This window comes from 'Catharanthus roseus' aster yellows phytoplasma (assembly GCF_004214875.1).
Classification (GTDB): domain Bacteria; phylum Bacillota_I; class Bacilli_A; order Acholeplasmatales; family Acholeplasmataceae; genus Phytoplasma; species Phytoplasma asteris.
The window spans coordinates 464,055-483,809 of the sequence record NZ_CP035949.1 but is presented as its reverse complement, the minus strand read 5'-3'; the positions used below and the strand labels follow the sequence as shown (position 1 = coordinate 483,809).

General features: G+C 29.4%; 21 protein-coding genes and 5 tRNA genes. 23 read left to right on the top strand and 3 right to left on the bottom strand.

Annotated elements, in window-relative coordinates:
- Nucleotide 1: 1 nt before the first annotated feature.
- A complete protein-coding gene (locus tag EXT02_RS02940) occupies nucleotides 2–139 on the bottom strand; it encodes a hypothetical protein (RefSeq protein WP_165383250.1) in 138 nt (45 codons plus the stop codon).
- 705 nt (nucleotides 140–844) lie between these two features.
- On the opposite strand from EXT02_RS02940, the gene EXT02_RS02305 reads away from it, so the two are divergent.
- On the top strand, nucleotides 845–1,057 hold the full coding sequence (locus EXT02_RS02305; protein WP_034172241.1) for a hypothetical protein: 213 nt from the start codon (nucleotides 845–847) through the stop codon (nucleotides 1,055–1,057).
- A gap of 12 nt (nucleotides 1,058–1,069) precedes the next feature.
- On the opposite strand, the gene EXT02_RS03075 is transcribed toward EXT02_RS02305, so the two are convergent.
- Nucleotides 1,070–1,564: a hypothetical protein gene (locus EXT02_RS03075; RefSeq protein WP_240682799.1), complete on the bottom strand. Its 495-nt coding sequence runs from the start codon at nucleotides 1,562–1,564 to the stop codon at nucleotides 1,070–1,072.
- Between the two features lie 758 nt (nucleotides 1,565–2,322).
- On the opposite strand from EXT02_RS03075, the gene trhA reads away from it, so the two are divergent.
- The 9 genes from trhA (at nucleotide 2,323) to EXT02_RS02935 (ending at nucleotide 6,698) form a co-directional block, all read left to right on the top strand.
- Nucleotides 2,323–3,012 carry a PAQR family membrane homeostasis protein TrhA gene (gene trhA / locus EXT02_RS02295; RefSeq protein ID WP_071345471.1) on the top strand — a complete coding sequence of 230 codons (690 nt, stop codon included), beginning with the start codon at nucleotides 2,323–2,325 and terminating at the stop codon, nucleotides 3,010–3,012.
- Between the two features lie 241 nt (nucleotides 3,013–3,253).
- Nucleotides 3,254–4,486, top strand: coding sequence for an acetate kinase (locus EXT02_RS02290; RefSeq protein ID WP_130427848.1), 1,233 nt, complete (start codon nucleotides 3,254–3,256; stop codon nucleotides 4,484–4,486).
- A gap of 46 nt (nucleotides 4,487–4,532) precedes the next feature.
- Nucleotides 4,533–4,620 (top strand) — tRNA-Ser (locus EXT02_RS02285).
- A 426-nt stretch (nucleotides 4,621–5,046) separates the two neighbouring features.
- Nucleotides 5,047–5,122 (top strand) — tRNA-His (locus EXT02_RS02280).
- A gap of 85 nt (nucleotides 5,123–5,207) precedes the next feature.
- Nucleotides 5,208–5,282 (top strand) — tRNA-Gln (locus EXT02_RS02275).
- A gap of 50 nt (nucleotides 5,283–5,332) precedes the next feature.
- Nucleotides 5,333–5,414: transfer RNA gene (locus EXT02_RS02270), tRNA-Leu, on the top strand.
- A gap of 20 nt (nucleotides 5,415–5,434) precedes the next feature.
- Nucleotides 5,435–5,509 (top strand) — tRNA-Trp (locus EXT02_RS02265).
- Between the two features lie 344 nt (nucleotides 5,510–5,853).
- Entirely contained in the window at nucleotides 5,854–6,543 is a 690-nt protein-coding gene (locus EXT02_RS02260; RefSeq protein WP_240682798.1) for a hypothetical protein, read from the top strand.
- Between the two features lie 14 nt (nucleotides 6,544–6,557).
- Complete coding sequence (locus EXT02_RS02935) at nucleotides 6,558–6,698, top strand: hypothetical protein (protein ID WP_165383249.1); 141 nt, start codon at nucleotides 6,558–6,560, stop codon at nucleotides 6,696–6,698.
- Nucleotides 6,699–6,704: 6 nt separating this feature from the next.
- Here the strand turns inward: EXT02_RS02935 and EXT02_RS02255 are convergent, their stop codons facing one another.
- Nucleotides 6,705–7,403, bottom strand: coding sequence for a DUF2963 domain-containing protein (locus EXT02_RS02255; protein WP_130427846.1), 699 nt, complete (start codon nucleotides 7,401–7,403; stop codon nucleotides 6,705–6,707).
- 277 nt (nucleotides 7,404–7,680) lie between these two features.
- Here EXT02_RS02255 and EXT02_RS02250 point away from each other — a divergent pair, with 277 nt between their 5' ends.
- From EXT02_RS02250 to EXT02_RS02190, 13 genes are all read left to right on the top strand, one after another.
- Nucleotides 7,681–8,454: a S26 family signal peptidase gene (locus tag EXT02_RS02250; protein ID WP_130427844.1), complete on the top strand. Its 774-nt coding sequence runs from the start codon at nucleotides 7,681–7,683 to the stop codon at nucleotides 8,452–8,454.
- Between the two features lie 81 nt (nucleotides 8,455–8,535).
- On the top strand, nucleotides 8,536–9,177 hold the full coding sequence (locus EXT02_RS02245; RefSeq protein WP_130427842.1) for a uracil-DNA glycosylase: 642 nt from the start codon (nucleotides 8,536–8,538) through the stop codon (nucleotides 9,175–9,177).
- A 183-nt stretch (nucleotides 9,178–9,360) separates the two neighbouring features.
- Nucleotides 9,361–9,813 (top strand): dUTP diphosphatase, encoded by a 453-nt coding sequence (dut, locus tag EXT02_RS02240; protein ID WP_069028337.1) that lies wholly within the window; start codon nucleotides 9,361–9,363, stop codon nucleotides 9,811–9,813.
- 596 nt (nucleotides 9,814–10,409) lie between these two features.
- A complete protein-coding gene (gene rpsB, locus EXT02_RS02235; RefSeq protein ID WP_130427840.1) occupies nucleotides 10,410–11,225 on the top strand; it encodes a 30S ribosomal protein S2 in 816 nt (271 codons plus the stop codon).
- A 101-nt stretch (nucleotides 11,226–11,326) separates the two neighbouring features.
- The gene (gene tsf / locus EXT02_RS02230) at nucleotides 11,327–12,151 is read left to right on the top strand and encodes a translation elongation factor Ts (protein ID WP_069028335.1); all 825 of its coding nucleotides are present in this window, start codon (nucleotides 11,327–11,329) and stop codon (nucleotides 12,149–12,151) included.
- Between the two features lie 89 nt (nucleotides 12,152–12,240).
- On the top strand, nucleotides 12,241–12,966 hold the full coding sequence (gene pyrH, locus EXT02_RS02225; RefSeq protein WP_011160542.1) for a UMP kinase: 726 nt from the start codon (nucleotides 12,241–12,243) through the stop codon (nucleotides 12,964–12,966).
- Nucleotides 12,967–12,968: 2 nt separating this feature from the next.
- Entirely contained in the window at nucleotides 12,969–13,523 is a 555-nt protein-coding gene (frr, locus tag EXT02_RS02220; RefSeq protein WP_130427838.1) for a ribosome recycling factor, read from the top strand.
- 72 nt (nucleotides 13,524–13,595) lie between these two features.
- Nucleotides 13,596–14,513, top strand: coding sequence for a phosphatidate cytidylyltransferase (locus EXT02_RS02215; protein ID WP_130427836.1), 918 nt, complete (start codon nucleotides 13,596–13,598; stop codon nucleotides 14,511–14,513).
- Nucleotides 14,514–14,773: 260 nt separating this feature from the next.
- Entirely contained in the window at nucleotides 14,774–15,598 is an 825-nt protein-coding gene (gene tpiA, locus EXT02_RS02210; protein ID WP_069028331.1) for a triose-phosphate isomerase, read from the top strand.
- 178 nt (nucleotides 15,599–15,776) lie between these two features.
- Complete coding sequence (locus EXT02_RS02205; RefSeq protein WP_011160546.1) at nucleotides 15,777–16,574, top strand: HAD-IIB family hydrolase; 798 nt, start codon at nucleotides 15,777–15,779, stop codon at nucleotides 16,572–16,574.
- Between the two features lie 261 nt (nucleotides 16,575–16,835).
- Nucleotides 16,836–17,702: a class II fructose-1,6-bisphosphate aldolase gene (fba, locus tag EXT02_RS02200; protein ID WP_130427834.1), complete on the top strand. Its 867-nt coding sequence runs from the start codon at nucleotides 16,836–16,838 to the stop codon at nucleotides 17,700–17,702.
- Nucleotides 17,703–18,048: 346 nt separating this feature from the next.
- The gene (locus EXT02_RS02195) at nucleotides 18,049–18,246 is read left to right on the top strand and encodes a hypothetical protein (RefSeq protein ID WP_130427832.1); all 198 of its coding nucleotides are present in this window, start codon (nucleotides 18,049–18,051) and stop codon (nucleotides 18,244–18,246) included.
- 160 nt (nucleotides 18,247–18,406) lie between these two features.
- A complete protein-coding gene (locus tag EXT02_RS02190) occupies nucleotides 18,407–19,603 on the top strand; it encodes a phosphoglycerate kinase (RefSeq protein WP_130427830.1) in 1,197 nt (398 codons plus the stop codon).
- The last annotated feature ends 152 nt before the right edge of the window (nucleotides 19,604–19,755 follow it).

Here is a 19,755-nt window from a genome sequence, read left to right as displayed (position 1 = left end):
ATCAAGTTCTTTTTTGGATTTGAGTAATTTTTTGGGGATTTATTATTTGTTCTAATATTTGAGCATCAGTTAATTCGGAAATAGATTCTAAATTTGTAATAGTTGGTTTTTTGAGATCTTGGGTTAAAATATTTTGCATAAGTGATAATTCTTTTGATAATATCTAAATCCGTTAATGCCATCAAAAATGTATTTGTTGTGAGTCATTAAAGTAGGTTTGTGGATTATAGATACAAATTCTATTTCCTTATTTAAAGTTTTATCCCACTTTTTCCTTGATTTTGTTTGGGTGAGTTTTTTTATAGGTTTTTGAGAGTTTGGATTTGAGGTGTGCTAATAGCTACTTTTTTGCTTGCAATTTTATGATTTAGTCTTTGATTTCTAAATTGCAAATAAACTAACCCAATTAATAATGTTATTGATGTTATAGAAATGCAAAAAATACAAAATAATTTGAATTGGGGGTTTTTGTGGTAAAATAGTAGTTTTTTTTGATTTTGAAAATGATTAATGAAGTTTGGCTCCCTTGTGATTAAAAATATTTAAATATATTCAAAATGGGAATAATTTAAATGATAGGAATAATGAAATGATGAAATATATTAAAAAATAATGACAATAATGACAAAATATATAAAAGTTATTTTAAAAGTTGTATAATATCTTTATAAAGGTAAAAAAGCAAACCAAATATGGTAAAGATAAAATCAAGCCAAAATTTATTTCTAAAAGATTAAAATAAAAGCTGAAATGCAAAAACGGTATTAAAAAACTAACTTATATTATTTTATTTGATGAACTAAAAATAATTTATTAATAAAAATAAAACGAAAAGGCGATATTAATGCTTAAAAGACAAGCTAAAGAACAAAAAATTAGAAGAATGTTGAAAAAAGTTAATATTGATAAATTAAAAATTGTGATTTTGAAAAATTGTAGTAAAAAAACTCATTTTGAAGTTAAAAATCAGATTCTTTTTGTCAATCCTCAAGTGAAAGTTATTGTAGATCAAGTTTTGGAAGAATTGAGGAAAAAAATGGATTTGAAAAATAATTAGTCATTTACCAAATTATATATTTAATTTATCAGATTCATTTATAATTTCTAATATAGTTGTTTTTATAAGAGTTTCTAATTCTTGCATATCTTTTTGAAATATGGTAGTTATATTACCATTTTGATCTATTTTTTGGAGAGTTTGGAATTTGTTTCTTAACTCCATTAAATTAAAAGATTGTTTTCTTAATTGTTTTATTAAAATATTTTGTTCTGGATTAGATTCAAGTTTGGCATTTGCATTAGCCATCAAATTTTGTTTTATAAAATCTTTAATGTCTGTGATTTTGAGTTTGCCTGCATTCATATCAATTATAATTTTATTTTTTTCAAGCAGGCTTAGTTGATTTTTTAATATTTGATCTATATCATTATTAATATAGGTTTGTATTTTATCCAAAATATTTGTTGCTGTTTGTTGCCATTTATTTGTGTTATGCAATAATTGGTCTTTTAAAGCTAATATAAGTTCGGTATTTGGTTTTTCTTTTTTCCAAAAAATATGCATTTTATTATTTTGATTTTGATTTAAGGCATCTAAAAGATTATTTTGGGTTTGGTATGATTTCTTTTTTCATCATTAAAGTTTAAAAAAATAGCAAAAATTTTGTGTTGGATAGCATCAGTAATTTTTTGATTTGAATTACTTTTAGAAAGTATATGATAATTATAAGCAAAAACTTCTTGGTTCCAATCGGGGTTTATTTTTCTAAATTCGGTTTTTAAATTTTCTAAATTAGGATTGAGACCTAAATAATGTTCAATAATGTTTGTCTTGGTATCGGGTTTGATTTCAGGAAGGATGTGGCTTAATTTTGCATTAGGGACAGATTTATTTTTTGTTTAATAAAAATAATTGCAGATAACAAAATTATTAGTGCGATAATAAATGTGATAATTATTAAATACTTGTAGTATTTAGTTTGAATAGATTTCATGAAAAATAACAAAATCCTTTCTATGGAAAACCAGTTTCCTTAAATATTATACTATTATTTACTGACTATACATTATTATATTTGGAAATGTTGAAAAATTCATATTTTATCTTTTGTCAATTTACAAATTTAGTTTAGCAACTACTTTTATGTGGTAAAATATATAAGAATTAGTTTTTATTACAACTTAATCTAATTTATAAATTATTTAATAAAGTTAATTATTATTTTTAAATGTTTCCTTATTTTCCTTATAACTTATTTAATTTCTAAACTTTTTATAATCTCAGTAATTGCTACATATTCCAAGCAAGAAGGGAGTTTTATTGTGAAATGGGCTACTAAACCAAGTGATAAACAAACTTTGGGCGAAGAAATTGCCAATGCCATTTCCCATGGTTTAATGATTCCTTTAGGAGTTTTTATTCTTGTTTGTTTTTGTCTTAAAGCCTCTTTAATGTCAAATCCTAACGGTTATATTGTACTTGTTTTTGGCATATCGATGATTATTCTTTATTTGATGAGTACTTTGTATCATTCTTTATCCTTTACCAAAGCTCATAATTTTTTTCAAAAGACCGATCACATTAGTATTTATTTATTAATTTGGGGAACTTTTGCCCCTATTTTGTTACTTTTGCCAGAATTGCAAAAACCCTTATTTCCTCAATCAAATGTGCCAATTTCCAAAGGACAATGCTTTTTTGTTTGCCAATGTATTTTGGCTTTTTCAGGTATTATATGTAAAGTTTTTTGGATGAATAAAGGAAAAATCATTCATTTAATCTTTTATGCTTTGCTTGGATGGAGTGGGCTTTTGTTAGTGCCTGCAATGTGGAAAGCCAATATTTTTCATTTTGTTTTACTGGGCGGTGTTTTTTACAGTTTAGGCATCTATTTTTATGTTAAAGATAATAAAAAATATTTTCATTTTATTTGGCATCTTTTTGTTATGGCAGGAACTTGTTTTCATGCTTGGGGCATATATCGTTTGCTTGAAATTTTGCCCAACAATTAATAACAAATTGAAAAATTTCCAACAATAAAAAGAAATCAAACTTGTAAACAAATAATTACAAACCCAAAAACAATTCCACTCATTAAAAGAAATTATTAATTAAAAATAAAAATAAATCAAATAACAAATAATTAAAATCCCAATCCCAAACTCAACCCAAAAAAAATAAGTCAAAAAACAATTAAAATTAATATACAAACAACAAATAAATTATTACACAACAAAAAACGGAGAAAAATATATGAAAATTATGTCGGTAAATTCTGGTAGTTCTTCTTTAAAATTTCAATTATTAGAAATGCCACAACAAGAAGTAATTGTTTCAGGTTTAGTTGAAAGAATCGGTAGCAATCAGGCTGTTTTTACAATGAAGACCAAAGACAAAAAAGACAAACAAGTATTAGAAGTGCTAAATCATCAAACAGCAGTAGAGTTATTGCTAGATGCTTTGATTCAAAAAAAAGTTATTAATACTTTGGAAGAAATCGAAGGAGTAGGGCACCGCGTAGTTCAAGGTGGAGAAATATTTAGCGATTCTGCTGTTTTAACTGAAAAAACTCTTGCTCAAATTGAAAGTTTATGCGACCTAGCTCCCTTACACAATCCTGCAAACATCATAAGTATTAAAGCTTTTCAAAAAGTACTTCCCCAAGTTTTTCAAGTAGCTGTTTTTGATACTACTTTTCATCAAAGTATGCCCGCAGTTAATTTTTTATACGCCACTCCTTATTACTGGTACCAAAAATACCAAATTAGAAAATACGGAGCTCATGGTACATCTTATAAATATATAACTGAGCAAATGCAACAAATTTTGGGTAAAAAAAACGCCAAAATCATTATTTGTCATGCTGGCAACGGCGTTTCTTTATGTGCAGTTGATTCTGGTAAATCAGTTGATACTTCTATGGGTTTTACTCCGTTAGAAGGGGTTCCTATGGGGACTCGTAGTGGCAATATTGATCCTGCAGTAGTGAAATTTATAGCTGAAAAAGAAAACAAAACTGTTGCTTGTGTTATCGATGATTTGAATAAAAAATCAGGTTATTTAGGAGTATCAGGTATTTCTAATGACACTCGTGATATTTTGGCAAGCATTAAAGAAGGCAACCAGCAAGCCATTTTGTCACACGACATCCAAGTTAAGCGTATAGTTGATTATATTGCTAGTTATTACGTATTATTAAAAGGCGTTGATGCTTTAGTATTTACAGCTGGTATTGGCGAAAATTCTTCTTTTTTCCGTTCTGAAATTATTAAATGTTTATCAGTTTTAGGAATTAAGTTAGACGAAGAAAAAAACAAAGTTCAAGGCAAACAAGAACTTATTACAACTTTTGATTCTGCAATCAAAGCTTTTGTTGTTCCTACCAATGAAGAACTTGCTATTGCTCAAGATGTTTTGCGTTTACAACAAAATCAAACTAATCAAGATAAAGACGATCAGCAAGAATGTTTTTGCTGTTGCGGCTAATAATTAAATCACAAACCCAATCACTTTTATAGTTTTTGGTCTTTTTGGAGGAATACTCAAGTGGACGAAGAGGCACGCTTGGAAAGCGTGTAGATCCAAAAGATGCGAGGGTTCGAATCCCTCTTCCTCCGCCAACTAAAATTAGCTATTTTTTGTTAGTTTGCAAAGTCAGTTTCATTTTGATAAAAATAATTTCCATAATTTCATCGCTTATATTATTTTTTTAAGAACTTGTTTTTTAAGAATTTGTTTTTTAAGGGCTTGTTATTGGGAATTGTTTTGGTAATTTGTTTTTTGCGTTTTTTTGGCATTTTTTTTTTGGAACTTTTTAGACTTATCTTTTTTTCTTTTGAAGTTTTTGGAATGCACATTTTTTATCTCAATTTATTCCCTCAAATCTTTTTTAAACATCGCCACCAAAAATATTGACTGCAAAAAACTTATAAAAAATACTCAATTATCATTAAAAAAACAACCCACCTAAATTTTTTACTTTACAAATTAACAAAATCAAGGTATAATATTCTATGTTATTGAATTTTAATTATTAAAATTATTTGGCGGTTATGGCGAAGTGGTTAACGCGGCGGCTTGTGGCGCCGATATGCGTGGGTTCGATTCCCACTAGCCGCCCCAGAATATATTTCACAAAATATAAAAATACAAAAATTATTACAAACATTATTTAATAATAAAATATCCAGATTATAAAGTTATATTGAGGCCCATAGCCAAGTGGTAAGGCAACGGACTTTGACTCCGTGATTCGTTGGTTCAAATCCAGCTGGGTCTGCCATTTTATAAGTGTTTATGAGTGATTAACGAACAAAAATAACAAAGGTAAACGCGGGTGTGGCGGAATGGAAGACGCACTAGACTTAGGATCTAGCGCTTAGGCGTGCAGGTTCAAATCCTGTCACCCGTACCATGCAACCTACTTGTAAATGAAGGGATATGATGTCAATGGTAGCATAACGGTCTCCAAAACCGCTCGTTCGGGTTCGAATCCTGATATCCCTGCCAAAAAAAATTACCCCAATAAAAATATTTTAATAAAATAAAAAAACAATTAATTTTTTTGACAATCATTTTTTTGCTTTATTAAGATATTTTAAAACACATTTTTTAATCATTTTGCTCTTAAAATCTAAAAAAACCTTATTTATCTTTTTCAAACTACTCAAAAAAACAACTTTATCTTAAAAAACCACCAAAATCAATTGACAATTGTTTCTTTTTTTGATTAAATAAAGGTGTAGATATAAAGTTTTATGATAAAGTAAATATAAGCTATATTTAAGTTTTTTATAAAGCTAACAAATAAAGTATAAAAGTTTTACAAACGCTTTTATTAGGAGGTTGGTTTTTTGAGATTTGAAGAATTGGTAACTTGGGTTTCCAATAATCCTTGGATTTGGGTTGTTGGCGCTGTTTTGTTCCCTGTATTGATATTTCTTTTAGTAAAATTAGTGATTAAAACGCTAATTTTCATTTATGTTGTTAATTTTCGTATTGCAGCTTTTTTTAGTCCTTCCAAACCGTCTAAAGAGAGCAAAAACAACGAAAATAAAAACGAACAACCTCAAATTCCCAATGTTTTGATTAATAACAAAGACTTTGATTCTAATTGTTTAATTAATTTAAAATTAATGGAGATGATGGACAAAAAAGATAACAACCTTTCGCAAACTGATCTTTTAGAATTAAAGCATAAAATGCTTGAAACTTATTTTAATCAAAAGATCTTTGAATTAGAAATGAAACAAAAAATTAAAGAATTAGAAGAAAAACAAAAGCAATCCAAAGCTGATACCATTCCTAATAATGCCCAAACTTTTAACTCACAAAAGAATTTTTGGGATGAAATCCCAGAAACTTTAAAACAAGTTTTAGAAAAATTAAATAACATCGAAGAAATGCAGTTCGAAATTTTACAAGATTACACTAAAAAAACTTATTACAGTTCTGATGATAGAGTTTTGTACGTTCATCCAGAAGACTTTTTGCACATCAATAAAGCTTTAGGACATAAAAAACAAAAACAATTAAAAAATTAAATAAAAATATTAGGATGAAAGTATGTAAAAGCCCCTTTTTGCATGCTTTTTCTTTTTATCATTTCGAAAAAACTACCTTTTTTAAACTAGTTTTGATTTTGCCTGTAAACAGATTACCTGATTTTTCCTTGCAAAATCTTTCCAAACAATTCTAATTACCATTATTTTTTTATGACATCACCACTATTAGGATCATAATTATAAACCTCTTTATCATCATTTTTGCTTTGATATTTGTATTTTGCACGCCAAATTCTTATTTCTGTTTTGGGGTCATATTTATTTATATAATCAATATTTCCATTAGGGAAATACTTTGTATGTTTGATTTTATTTTGGGTTTGAGGATCATATTCTAAAACATATTCTACTTTGCCATTTTTACTATTATGGTGAGTTTCTTTTATAACATTTCCGCTTTTAGCATCATATTCATACATATATAAAATATTTGATTTGTCTTCTGCAAAACTTATTTCTTTAATTAATTTTTGCGTATGCGGATCGTATTCTTTAATATCTAAGATATTTCTGTCATTTTGAAAGACAGTATGTTTAATTTTATTGGCAGTTTGCAAATCATATTCTATGATATACCAAACACACTTTTCATCACCATTAAACGCTGTGAGTTTAATTTTTTTATTTGTTTTGCTATCATAATCTAAAATATAGTCAATGGTTCCATCCGTATTATAGATTTTTTCTTGAATAACATCCACATTATGATTAGGTTTGTTTTTTGTTAGGCTTATATTATCAATATTGTCAAAAGATTTAAAAATTAGCACCACTAACAACAATAATGTAAAAGTAGTTGTAATAGTTGCGAACCTAGTTCTTAATTTTGTAATTTTCATATTTTTTAATTTATTATTGGAAAATTCTTAGATTTAATTTAATTTATCTTTCATTTAATTTATTTATTGTGAGATTAAGCATTTTTATAATACTTTGGATTATATTGTATTTTCAATAATATTATAACATTTATTTTATAATAATAATATTTTTTAGCACTTATAATTGATTCATCAAAAAAAAATCTTGTTCTATGCTATAATTAATTTGTATAGTTGAAAATAATTCATAGTTAATAAATAAAAAAGGAAACAATGATTATTATGGTAATTATTTATGTTCAAAAATAAAACAAAAACTCCGCCACAAAGTCAAAAAAACCAATCTATCCTTTTAATTTTAAAAAAAAGTATGATTATTATTTTAGATTTTTTTCTAATCTATCTTTTTATTGCTTCTTTGGGTAATGCTTTTTTTCCTAAATATTCAGCCAAATATCTAGGCATTTCTGCTTTTCCTGTGGCTTCTGGTAGTATGGAACCTTTTTTACATGGTCCTAAAAATGAGGATTCAGGACAAATAGGGGATTTAGTTTTTATTAGAGGTGTTTGGGACGCTTCCAAACTTATGCCTGTTGGTGCTTTTGATGGGAAACAAATCACCAAAAATCCTACAACCAAACCTTATAAAGTAGGCACAACTCATCCAAAAAACGGCGATGTTGTAATTTTTGAAAACCCTAATTATAATAATCCTAATGTTTCTGAACAAGAAAGACAAGCAGCCCAAAAACATCGTTTTATTATTCATAGAGTCGTTTATAATGATTCAAAAAACGAATTAATTGGCACTTGGGGTGATGCAAATGATACCCAACACAAATACGAACAAAAAATTCCTTATCACAAAATTGTAGGCAAATATGTTTGTAAAGACCGTTATATTTTTCCATCCATCAAAAATTTCTTTTCTGATCTGTTTGCTTATATTGGTTCTTTCTTTGCTTTTGTATTCGAAAATCCCTTATATTTGTTTTTAATAATCATTTATTTAATGATTATGGCGTATCTCTTATATTCCTTAATTAAAGAATTAAAAGCAGCCAAATAATTACAAAAATGCAATCAAATAACACCAAATTACAAAATAATACAACAATTTTACAATAACAAACCAAAAGGTAAAAAATTAATGTGGCAACAAATCATTAATAATCAAAAAACTAAACCTTATTTTAAAAAAATATTTACTTTTTTGCAAGAAGAAAAAACCAATCACAAAATTATTTATCCCAATCAAGAAGATATTTTTGCAGCTTTTAATTTAACTCCTTTTGAAAAAGTGAAAGTAGTTATTTTGGGGCAAGATCCTTATCATGGCAAAAATCAAGCTCACGGGTTGTCTTTTAGTGTAAAAACCTTCCAAAAACCACCTAGTTTATCCAATATTTTTAAAGAATTACAAAATGATTTACAAATTACTGCTCGCACCAATAATTTAACTAAATGGGCGCTAGAAGGCGTTTTGATGATTAATGCTATTTTGACTGTTGAAAAAGATAAACCTTTAAGTCACCATCAAATTGGTTGGCAAGAATTTACCAAAACTATTTTTCAAGCTTTGCAAGCTAAAACAAATATAGTCTATATTTTGTGGGGAAAATTTGCTCAAACCTACGAACAATATATTTGTCAATCCCAAAATTGCATAATTAAAAGCCCCCATCCTTCCCCTTTTTTCGCTCATAGAGGCTTTTTTGGATCTAAACCTTTTTCTCGTGCTAATACTTATTTACAAACTTGTGGAATTAAAGTTGTTGATTGGAATCTTTAACTTTTTTATAATATTTTTAATTTTATAATATTTAAAACTATTTTGTTGAAAATTTTTATTTTTGCCACCTTTTTAATTATTTTTTGTCTCTCGTTTTGTATTATTTTTATTTTGTGATTTGCATTTATTAATTTAAAAGTAAAATTACTAACTACCCCAAAAGAAAGCCAAGGTTTCATTTTTATGAATAAAACAAACCGTTTTTTTGAAAAAGTAAGCAGTTATCAAAATCAAGGAATCAACCTTCCCCAACGTCAAACCAAATTCAGCGCTGGTTATGATTTTGAAGCAGCCCAAAGCATGGAAATCCCACCGCAAACAGTCATTTTGGTTCCCACAGGAATTAAAGCATCTTTTCCTTGGAACGAAGTTTTATTAATTTATGTAAGGTCTTCTTTACCCTTGAAAAAACAACTAACCCTTGCCAACGGCGTGGGAGTAGTCGATAGTGATTATTATAATAATTTGCAAAATGAAGGTCATATTTTTATTGCCTTGTATAATTTTTCTAAAAACCCAGTTCAAGTTTGTAAAGGCGAAAGAATTGCACAAGGAATTTTTCAACCCTTTTTTCAAATTACCCAAGAAAAAGAAAATAATTTTGCCAGAAAAGGCGGTTTTGGTAGCACAAAGTAACAAAATTGTATCCAAATCAATAAAAACATTGTTAAATGGTTTTAAATATGGTAAAATATGTTAGGAAAAAAGTTATTTATTTTTATTATTTCAAAAACATTTTATTGTTTGTTCTTTGTTCTTGGTTTTTTAATGCATTTGTTTGTTTGTTGCCGTTTTTGCTACTAGGCAAACCATTTTGCCCGTCAATTTTGATTATTTAATTATTTTTTTAATTGTTATATTTGTGATTTATAAATTTATAATTATCAAATAATTATTAAAACGCCATTTTCCTTCCCCAAACAAACTTGCAAAAAAGCTTTTATTTAATTATAAGGGATGTATAAATGCATTGCTCAAACATTTTTGACACAATTAAAAAATTTAGCAATTTAGCAATTTGGCACAATATTTGCAAATAGAAATAAAAACTTGATGATGCATCATCATTTTGGATCAATTTTGATACACAATTCACAATTAAAAAATGTATTAAATAGTTAAAATGCAAAAGCCCAAACACAAACAAAATTATCATTTATTTATTTTTTATCATAATTTAACACAATATTTCAAAAAATATCAATTAAAATAAAAAGGAGTTTTTAATAACAATGGCAGTAGTTACAACAAAACAATTATTAGAATCAGGAGTATATTTTGGTCATGCCACTCGCAAATGGAATCCCAAAATGAAACCCTACATTTTTACTTCTAGAAATGGCATTCACATTATCAACTTGAAAAAAACCTCAGAAGAAATTGAAAAAGCTTATCAAGAATTGCTAAACATCATTACTTCAGGCGGCAAAGCTTTATTTTTAGGCACTAAAAAACAAATTCAATCAGCGATTAGAGAAGAAGCGCAACGTTCACAACAATACTACGTGGATCATCGTTGGTTAGGTGGCACATTAACTAATTTCAAAACTATTTTAAAAAGAATCGAATTACTTCATTTGCTCCACAAACAAGAAGAAGAAGGACTTTGGAAAAAACTTCCTAAAAAAGAAGTAGTGCAATTAAAGCGTAAAAGAGACAAATTAGAAAAATTCTTAGGCGGCATCAAAGACATGAAAGACTTGCCTCAAGCTATTTTTGTTGTTGACCCAGAAAAAGAAAGCATCGCAGTTGCCGAAGCGCGCAAATTAGGAATCAAAGTTTTTGGAATTGTAGACACTAACTGCGACCCTGATTTAGTAGACTACATTATTCCTGCTAATGACGACGCTATTAGAGGAGTGAAATTAATTATTTGGTTAATGGCTAATGCTTGTGTTGAAGGCACTGGTGGAGTTGCTGAAAAAGCAGAAACTTTTGATGCTAAAAACCCATTAAAACCTCAAAATTACAATACCCCTAACAAACGTCCTTACCAAGATTCACCAAGAAAACCATATTACCAAAATCAAAATCAAAACCAAAGATAATTAAACTTTTTTTGGTCCTTAACTAACCAATATGCAATTTTTATTTTTACAATTTATAATTAAAAGTAATTAAATCATTAAAATTTAGAATGGAGCAACAAATGAAAATTACAGCCGAAATGATTAAGGATTTACGTCAAAAAACGCATGCGGGAATGAATGAATGTCACAAAGCTTTACAACAAACTGAAGGCAACATCGAAAAAGCCATCGTGTTTTTAAGAGAAAAAGGCATCATTAAAGCAGCTCAAAAACAAGGACGTGCAACTTCTGAAGGCATCACTAATATTGTTTTTGCTGGTAATAACGCTTTTTTATATGAAATCAATTCTGAGACGGATTTTGTTTCCAAAAACGAACATTTTCAACAATTAGTAAAAGTGCTTGGAGAAATTATTTTAAAAAACCAATTATCTAACGCCAAAGACCTTTTAGCCTTTAATTACCAAAATAAAACCGTTCAAGAATTATTGTTAGAAAAAACCTCAGTTTTGGGCGAAAACATTACTCTTAAACGTGTTTTAAAAGTTACTAAAAAGCCTCAAGAATCTTTTGGAACTTACAAACACCAAGGCGGACGTATTTCTGTTTTGGTAGTTTTAAAAAACGACTGCCCTTCTGTATCAGAAGACATAGCGATGCATATAGCTGCTTCCAAACCGCAATTTTTAACTCCTGACAAAGTAGATCCTACATTTTTAGCAGAAGAAAAAAAGATTTTACATAAACAAACTGCCAAAGAATTATCCGACAAACCCGCACAAATGATAGAAAAAATTGTTGAAAATCGTTTAGGCAAAATGTTAAAAGACATGTGTTTATCAGAACAACCTTTTGTCAAAAATGCAGATCAAAAAGTAAAAGATTATCTTAAAGCCAACAACACTGATGTAGTTTCTTATGTGCGTTGGGAAATGTGCAACTAATAATTCAAAAATCTTTATTTCATACTTTATTTAACAAACTCAAATTTAGACTCTTTTAAAGATGTTGCAGATGTTTATGAAGAAAGGTTTTGTGGATGCATAAAAAAATTCTTTTAAAATTAAGTGGTGAATCCCTTAAAGGCGAATCTTCATACGGAATTGACCCTCGCACCATTAAAAAAATTGCTTGGGAAATCAAAGAAATCAAAGATTTAGGAGTCAAAATTGCCATCATTGTAGGAGCAGGTAACCTTTGGCGTGGACGCACTGGTGAAGAACTGGGTATGGATCGTTCTCAGGCAGATTATATGGGAATGCTTGGAACTATCATGAATTCTTTAGCTTTGCAAGATGCCTTAGAACAAACAAATACCATCACACGCGTGATGACTGCCTTTCCTGTTTCTTCGGTAGCCGAACCCTATATTCGCCGTAAAGCTATTCGTCATTTGGAAAAAGATAGAGTAGTTATTTTAGGTGCAGGGGCTGGTTCTCCTTACTTTTCCACCGACACTGCTGCTGCCCTAAGAGCTGCTGAACTAAACATTGATGTTATTTTAATGGCTAAAAATAATATTGAAGGTGTTTACAATAAAGATCCCAAAAAACATCAAGATGCCGTTTTAATCAAACACATGAAACACCAACAAATCTTATCTCAAAGACTGGCAGTTATGGATATTACAGCCGCTTCTCTTTGTTTAGAAAATAACATCGATATTTTAGTTTTTAATATGTTAAAAAAAGGTAATATCAAAAAAGTTGTACTCAAAGAAGGCAACATAGGTACTGTTATTAGTTCAAAAGGAGAATAAATATGCAACAACTTGCCAAAGATATTCTTGTGTCGTTAGAAACTAAAATGACTCAAGCCCAAGAAGTAATGTTAAAAAACTTTTGCGATATTCGCACTGGAACTGCTAATCCTAATATTTTAGATAAAATTACTGTTAATTATTATGGAGCACCCACTTTTTTAAAAATGTTAGCCTCTATTAGCGTTTCTGAAGGCAATCAACTCAACATCAAACCTTACGATAGCACTTTAATTCCTAATATTCAAAAAGTTCTTTTGGCATCTAATCTAGGAATCACTCCTCAAACTGATGGTGTAGTTGTAAGACTTGTTTTCCCCAAACCAACCGAAGAGAGAAGAAAAGCTTTAATGAAAGAAGTAGAGCAACTAGCAGAAAAGACCAAAGTAGCTATTAGAAACGTGCGTCGCGAAGGCAATGACAAAATCAAAAAAGTGGAACTTACTAAAGATTTAGAAACTTTTTATTTAAATCAAATTCAAACATTAACTGATAAAAACATTAAACTTATTGAAAAACACACCACCACTAAAAACACTGAATTATTAAAAGCTTAAAATGATTTCGTTTTCCAAATACAACAATTTTACCCAATTTTTACCTTTCGCTTTAAAAAAATGGAGGTTTATATGATAAAAAAGAGAATAATAACAGGGGCCACCTTAGTTTTATTTTCTTTTTTCTTTTATTATTATGCCCCTTTAGAAATCAAATTTGTAGTTTTTGCCTTTTTAGCAATAAAAGCAGTGCAAGAAATGTTTTTTATACTCAAACATCCCAAAGATACCCAAAAACAGACCTTTATTAAATTTGGGTTAGTTGCCACTTCTACTTTATTATTTTTTACAGTTGTTTGTTTGGTTTTGTATCCAAATATTTGTCAAAATCAAAACTTAATAAAAGACGGAAAACAATTAAACTTTTTATTCCTTAATAAAGACACATTTGTATCCCTAACAAAATCAACTCCCTCGAACCTAAATTTTTTCCTTCTTTTATTCTTGCCTTTTGTGTTAGTTTTAATAATGCTAGTTTTTTTACCTTTTTTGCAAACTAAAGATGTAAGTAAAACCCTTCTTATCACCTTTTATATTGGTTTTTTGATGGCTTGTCTTTTTTCTTTGTTTTTCCTTCATTGGCATTATTTGCTTTTGTTTTTTTTAGCAGTTATGCTCACTGATTCTTCTGCTTTTTTAGCACGTTTCCCGCGTTTTTGCCCCTTTTTAGGAACAAGACCCCTAGCTTTTCACCTAAGTCCTAAAAAAACTCAAAAAGGTGCTATTTTAGGTACTTTTGGCTCTACTATAACAGTTTTGATGGTTTTTTTATTTATTGATTGCAACTCTTGCATTAGTTTCCCCATCTATGCTTTTTTAATTTCTATTATTTCTCAAATTAGCGATTTGTTAGCTTCCAAATTTAAAAGAGATTATGGCATCAAAGACTTTGGAAGTTTCCTTCCAGGTCATGGTGGTTTTTTAGATAGGTTTGATTCTTGGCTTTTGAGTTCTTTTTTTGCTCTCATACTCTTTAATTTACCTTTTTAAACAAATCCAAACTACCATATTTATTTATATTTTTTCAACATTTAATCTTTTTGCCCTTGCCTTGTTATGATATAATTTTATTTGTAAATGTTAATATAAAATAATAACTCTTTTCGCGTTTTTCCTTTCTCTTTATCAAAAATTTAAATTCAATATTTTAAAACTTTTTAACAATTTCCATTTCAAAAATATTGATTAAAAAATTAGTTCAAATTTTTCCACCATCTATTTTTTGTAAAAAAATATTAAAGGAGTAATTTATGAATTACAAACCAAGAACAAAAGTGATTGCAGGTAATTGGAAAATGTACAAATGCAAAGACGAAGCCCTGGAATTCATCCAAAAAGTAAGCTTGCAAGTTCCTGACCAAACCCAAGTCCAAACTTTAATTTTCCCCCAATTTACCTTATTGGATTCCTTAGCACAACTCCAAGGCACTAATTTACAAGTAGGGGCCCAAAATGTGTTTTATGAATCCGAAGGCGCTTTTACTGGCGAAGTTTCACCACAAAATTTACTTTCATTAGGTGTCAAGCACGTTTTATTAGGACACAGCGAAAGAAGAACTCTTTTTGGAGAAACCGATCAAACAGTTAATCTAAAACTTTTATCAGCTCTCAAACACAAATTAGTTCCTACTGTTTGTGTGGGCGAATCGCTTCTTACCAAGGAAAATAACCAAACCCAAGTGTTTTTAGACCAACAATTAACCAACATTTTTTCAGGTGTTCCAGAAGAAGCATTACAAAACATAATCATCGCTTATGAACCGGTTTGGGCAATTGGTACAGGCAAAAGTGCAACTCCCCAAGATGCTAACAAAGTCATTGAACAAATCAGAGACAAAGTCACTGCACTTTATTCTTCCCAAGCATCTTGTGCCATGAGAATTATTTACGGCGGTTCGGTGTCTGTTGCCAACATTAAAACCATTTTAGAACAACCCGCTATTGATGGCATTTTAGCAGGAAAAGCTTCCCTCCAAACTGAGGATTTTTTATTTTTTGCTCAAATAGCAAGCAAACAAACCTTAGCTTCCACTAAAGATATTTTTCAAAAAAATGATTGTCCCTTTTGCTGTTAATTCCAATTTACAATTAGGAAAATAAGACAAAAATTTAGCAAAAGTTTTTATTTTAATTTGCTAAAATTAATTAATTCATCCCCCTTTTTTCTAATTTCATTTTTGCATTTTTTCTTTCATTTTTGCATTTCATCATTTTTTGTGTTTCTCAAATACGATAGGATAATAGGAGTTTCAAATGAAACAAAAAAAAGAATCTTTATTTATTTTTGATATTGATGGTACCCTTTTAAGTTCTAAATATAAAAAAATATTTCCCCAAACAATCAAAGCCATCCAAACTTTAGCCCAAAACCCTGATAATGTTTTAGCAGTTGCCACAGGAAGAAACATTAAAAGAATAGATGTTTTAGGCAATTTGCTACCTTATTTCAAACATTTTGTCTTTTTTAACGGCGGTCTTACTAAATATTTTGATAAAGTAATTGATGATAGACCTTTTAAAAAAGAAGTAGTCAAAGAACTAATCGCAAAAGCCCATCAAGCCAAAATTCACATAGGTCTTACAGGAATGACACAAGAAATTGTACCAAGTCCACAAGACTTAATTCCGCCTTCATTAGGAGAACTTTACTGCACTAATAAAAAATCTGTAGTGGACCCTGAATTTCATCTGCACAACAATGTTTATCAAGTGTGGTTATTCGAACCCAACAAAGAAAAATTGCAAAATTTTCTTAAAGATTTGAAAGATTTGCAAGCGTATTATTGGAGAACTAATGGTGGTGTTGATTTGGTGCCTCAAAGTGTGAATAAAACTTGTGGTATTAAAAAATTAAAAGAACTTTACCCCCATCATCAATTAGTTTGTGTAGGGGATGGCTATAATGATGTTGAAATGCTTAAATTAGCTGATGTAGGCATCGGATTGGAAAACACCAATTGCCAAGAAATAAAAGATAATTGCAATCTTTTAGCTCCTCATATCGACGATGATAAATTCTATGATTTTTTAAAACTACATCATTTAGTTTAATTTTTTCTTTTGGATTTTGATTTTAAAACAGCATGCATTTTTACTTACTTTTATAATTTTTATATTTTTTTCTCTGTTTTGTGATTTTAAAACTGTTAATTTGCATTCCTTTTGACCAACAATAATATATTTTGTTTTTTGCACTTATACTTGCAAAACTACCCATAATCCTAAATTATTTTTTAGTCCAAAAGCCAATTAACAAACCTTATTAATTACAATTTAGATGCAAATCTAAAACCAAAGAAAGGATTAAGTTAAATGTTAACTTCCGATAAAAATGTTCTTTTAAAAGCGCATCAACAAGAATACGCTATAGCTCAAGTAAATATTAATAATTTAGAATGGACCAAAGCTGCTTTACAAACTGCCGAAGAACTAAAATCACCTGTTATTTTAGGAGTATCCGAAGGAGCTGCGAAATATATGGGAGGGCTTAAAACAGTCGTTGCAATGGTAAGAGAACTAGACGCCTTTTATAAGGTTTCTGTCCCTGTTATTTTGCATTTAGATCACGGTTCTTATGAAGGTGCCAAACAAGCAATGGATGCAGGATTCACTTCTGTTATGTTTGATGGCAGTCATTATGATTTTGCCCAAAATTTAAGTAAAACCAAAGAAATCACCGAGATATGTCACCAAAAAGGACTTTTAATAGAAGCAGAAGTTGGGGGCATCGGCGGCGAAGAAGACGGCATTATTGGTCAAGGAGAAATTGCAGATCCTCAAGAATGCAAACAAATTGCTGATTTAGGTGTTGATATGCTTGCTGCTGGAATTGGTAATGTGCACGGTAAATATCCTGATAATTGGACAGGACTTGATTTTAGTGTTTTTGCCAAAATTAGAGAACTTACCAACAAACAAACGCCCCTAGTACTGCACGGAGGCACTGGTATTCCTGAAGACATGATTAAAAAAGCTATTTCTTTGGGAGTAGTAAAAATCAACGTCAATACTGAATTTCAATTAGTTTTTGCCCAAGCTACTAGACAATACATTGAAGAAAAAAAAGATTTAACAGACAAAGGCTTTGATCCGCGTAAGTTATTAAATCCCGGCTTTTTAGCTATTAAAGAATTAATGAGACATAAATTAGCTCTTTTTGGTTCAATTAACAAAGCTTAATTATTGAATATCAATATTTCCCAATTTTAAATATTTCCCTTAAGAAAATATAGCTACAATTATAAAAAATTTCTTTTTTACATTTTAGAGAAGAAAGGTCCAAAATATGGCAAGTTCTAATACAAATATGAACACCAACAATATCATAGTTATTGTGTTATTAGCAAATTAAAACACTTGTACCTATTGTTGTGGGTATTTTAGCCTTGCGCAGTTATTTTAAAGGAAAAAAATTGAAACTAAACGTTGTTTTATTAAGTGGTTAATTAAAGATATTAAAATTAGGTTAACTGAATGCGATAATTTTAAACTAAAAGAAAAGTTTTCTTTAAAAATTCAATTTATTGTGGAAAGAATTGATGATTTTGAAAAGCAATGGTTAATGGGAGGTGAAATGTTTTTAACTTTTGTAATAGGAGCTTTTACCAATCGCAAATACAACCTTATAGAAGGCGAACTTGATCAATACTTAGAAGAACTAAATGCCATTAAAGACGAATTGCCAGAATCAACAATTGAAAAAATTAAAAAACATAAACGATAAAATAATACCAATATTTAAAAATTATTATTCCTCTAAACGATGGATAAAATAAATAAAACAACAAAAAATAAAATTAACCATTCAAACAAACTATTTACTAATTTAGATTAAAAATAACTTAAAAATAATTAATATTTCCTAATTGAAAGGCAATAAATGCATGACAAAATCCTTAACTAATATGAATATTACAAATAAAAAAGTTTTATTGCGAGCAGACCTAAATGTTCCTTTAGAAAACAGCGTTATCACAGATGACAACAGAATTAAGGCTATTTTACCTACTTTAAAATATTTAGTTCAGCAAAAAGCTAAAGTTATTATTTTTTCTCATTTGGGACGCGTTAAAACTGAAGCTGATAAAGCCCATTTTAGCTTGCAAGTGGTAGCTGAAAAAATTGCTTTTTATTTGCAACAAAAAGTAAAGTTTGTTCCAGAAACTCAAGGCAACACCTTAAATCAAGCTGTTGGCCAGATGCTTCCAGGGGATGTTTTAGTAGTCCAAAATACTCGTTTTGAAGATGTTCCTTTCAAAAAAGAAAGTAAAAACGACCCCGAATTAGGCAAATATTGGGCATCTTTAGGTGATGTTTTTGTCAATGATGCTTTTGGTACATGCCATCGCACCCACGCTTCTAATGTAGGTATTGCAACATATATCAAAGAAAAATGCTTTGGTTTTTTGGTCGAAAAAGAAATATCTTTTCTCAAAAAAATTGTCCAAACTCCTCAAAGACCTTTGGTTGCTGTTTTGGGTGGCTCCAAAGTATCTGACAAAATTGGAGTTATTCGTAGTCTTTTGCAAAAAGTTGATGTTCTTTTGATAGGTGGAGGAATGAGCTATACTTGTCTTAAAGCCAAATGTTTTAACATAGGAACTAGCTTGTTAGAAGCAGACAAAATCCCTTTAGTAAAAGAATTATTAGCTTCTCCAGAAGGCAAAAAAATCGTTTTACCTAAAGATTTTGTTTGTGGCAAAGAATTTTCGCCAACAACACAAGCAGATGTTTATAGTTATGATAATATTTCTGATGATGTAATGGGACTTGATATCGGACCTCAAACAATTGAACTTTTCAAAACACATTTACAAACGGCTCAAACAGTTGTTTGGAATGGTCCTGTAGGAGTGTTTGAATTTGAACAATTTTCTAAAGGAACCAAAGCTTTAGCCCAAACAATAAGCAATCTTTCGCCCAATACAACTACCATTATTGGTGGTGGCGATAGCGCTGCTGCAGTCTTTAAATTCGGTCTAGATCAAAATTTCAGCCATATTTCTACGGGTGGAGGTGCTTTTTTAGAATTTTTAGAAGGAAAACCCATGCCAGGGCTTGCATGTATGGAGAAACTGTAATCACAACTCCCCTATTTTTATTTTATTTTTTGATCATTATTATTCTTCAAATTACCAAATATTACAAACATCACAAAATAAAACAATCCATACAACCAACAAATAGATCCATCATTTACATTAAAAAAGGATAAAAAAAGAAAAAGAGGTTT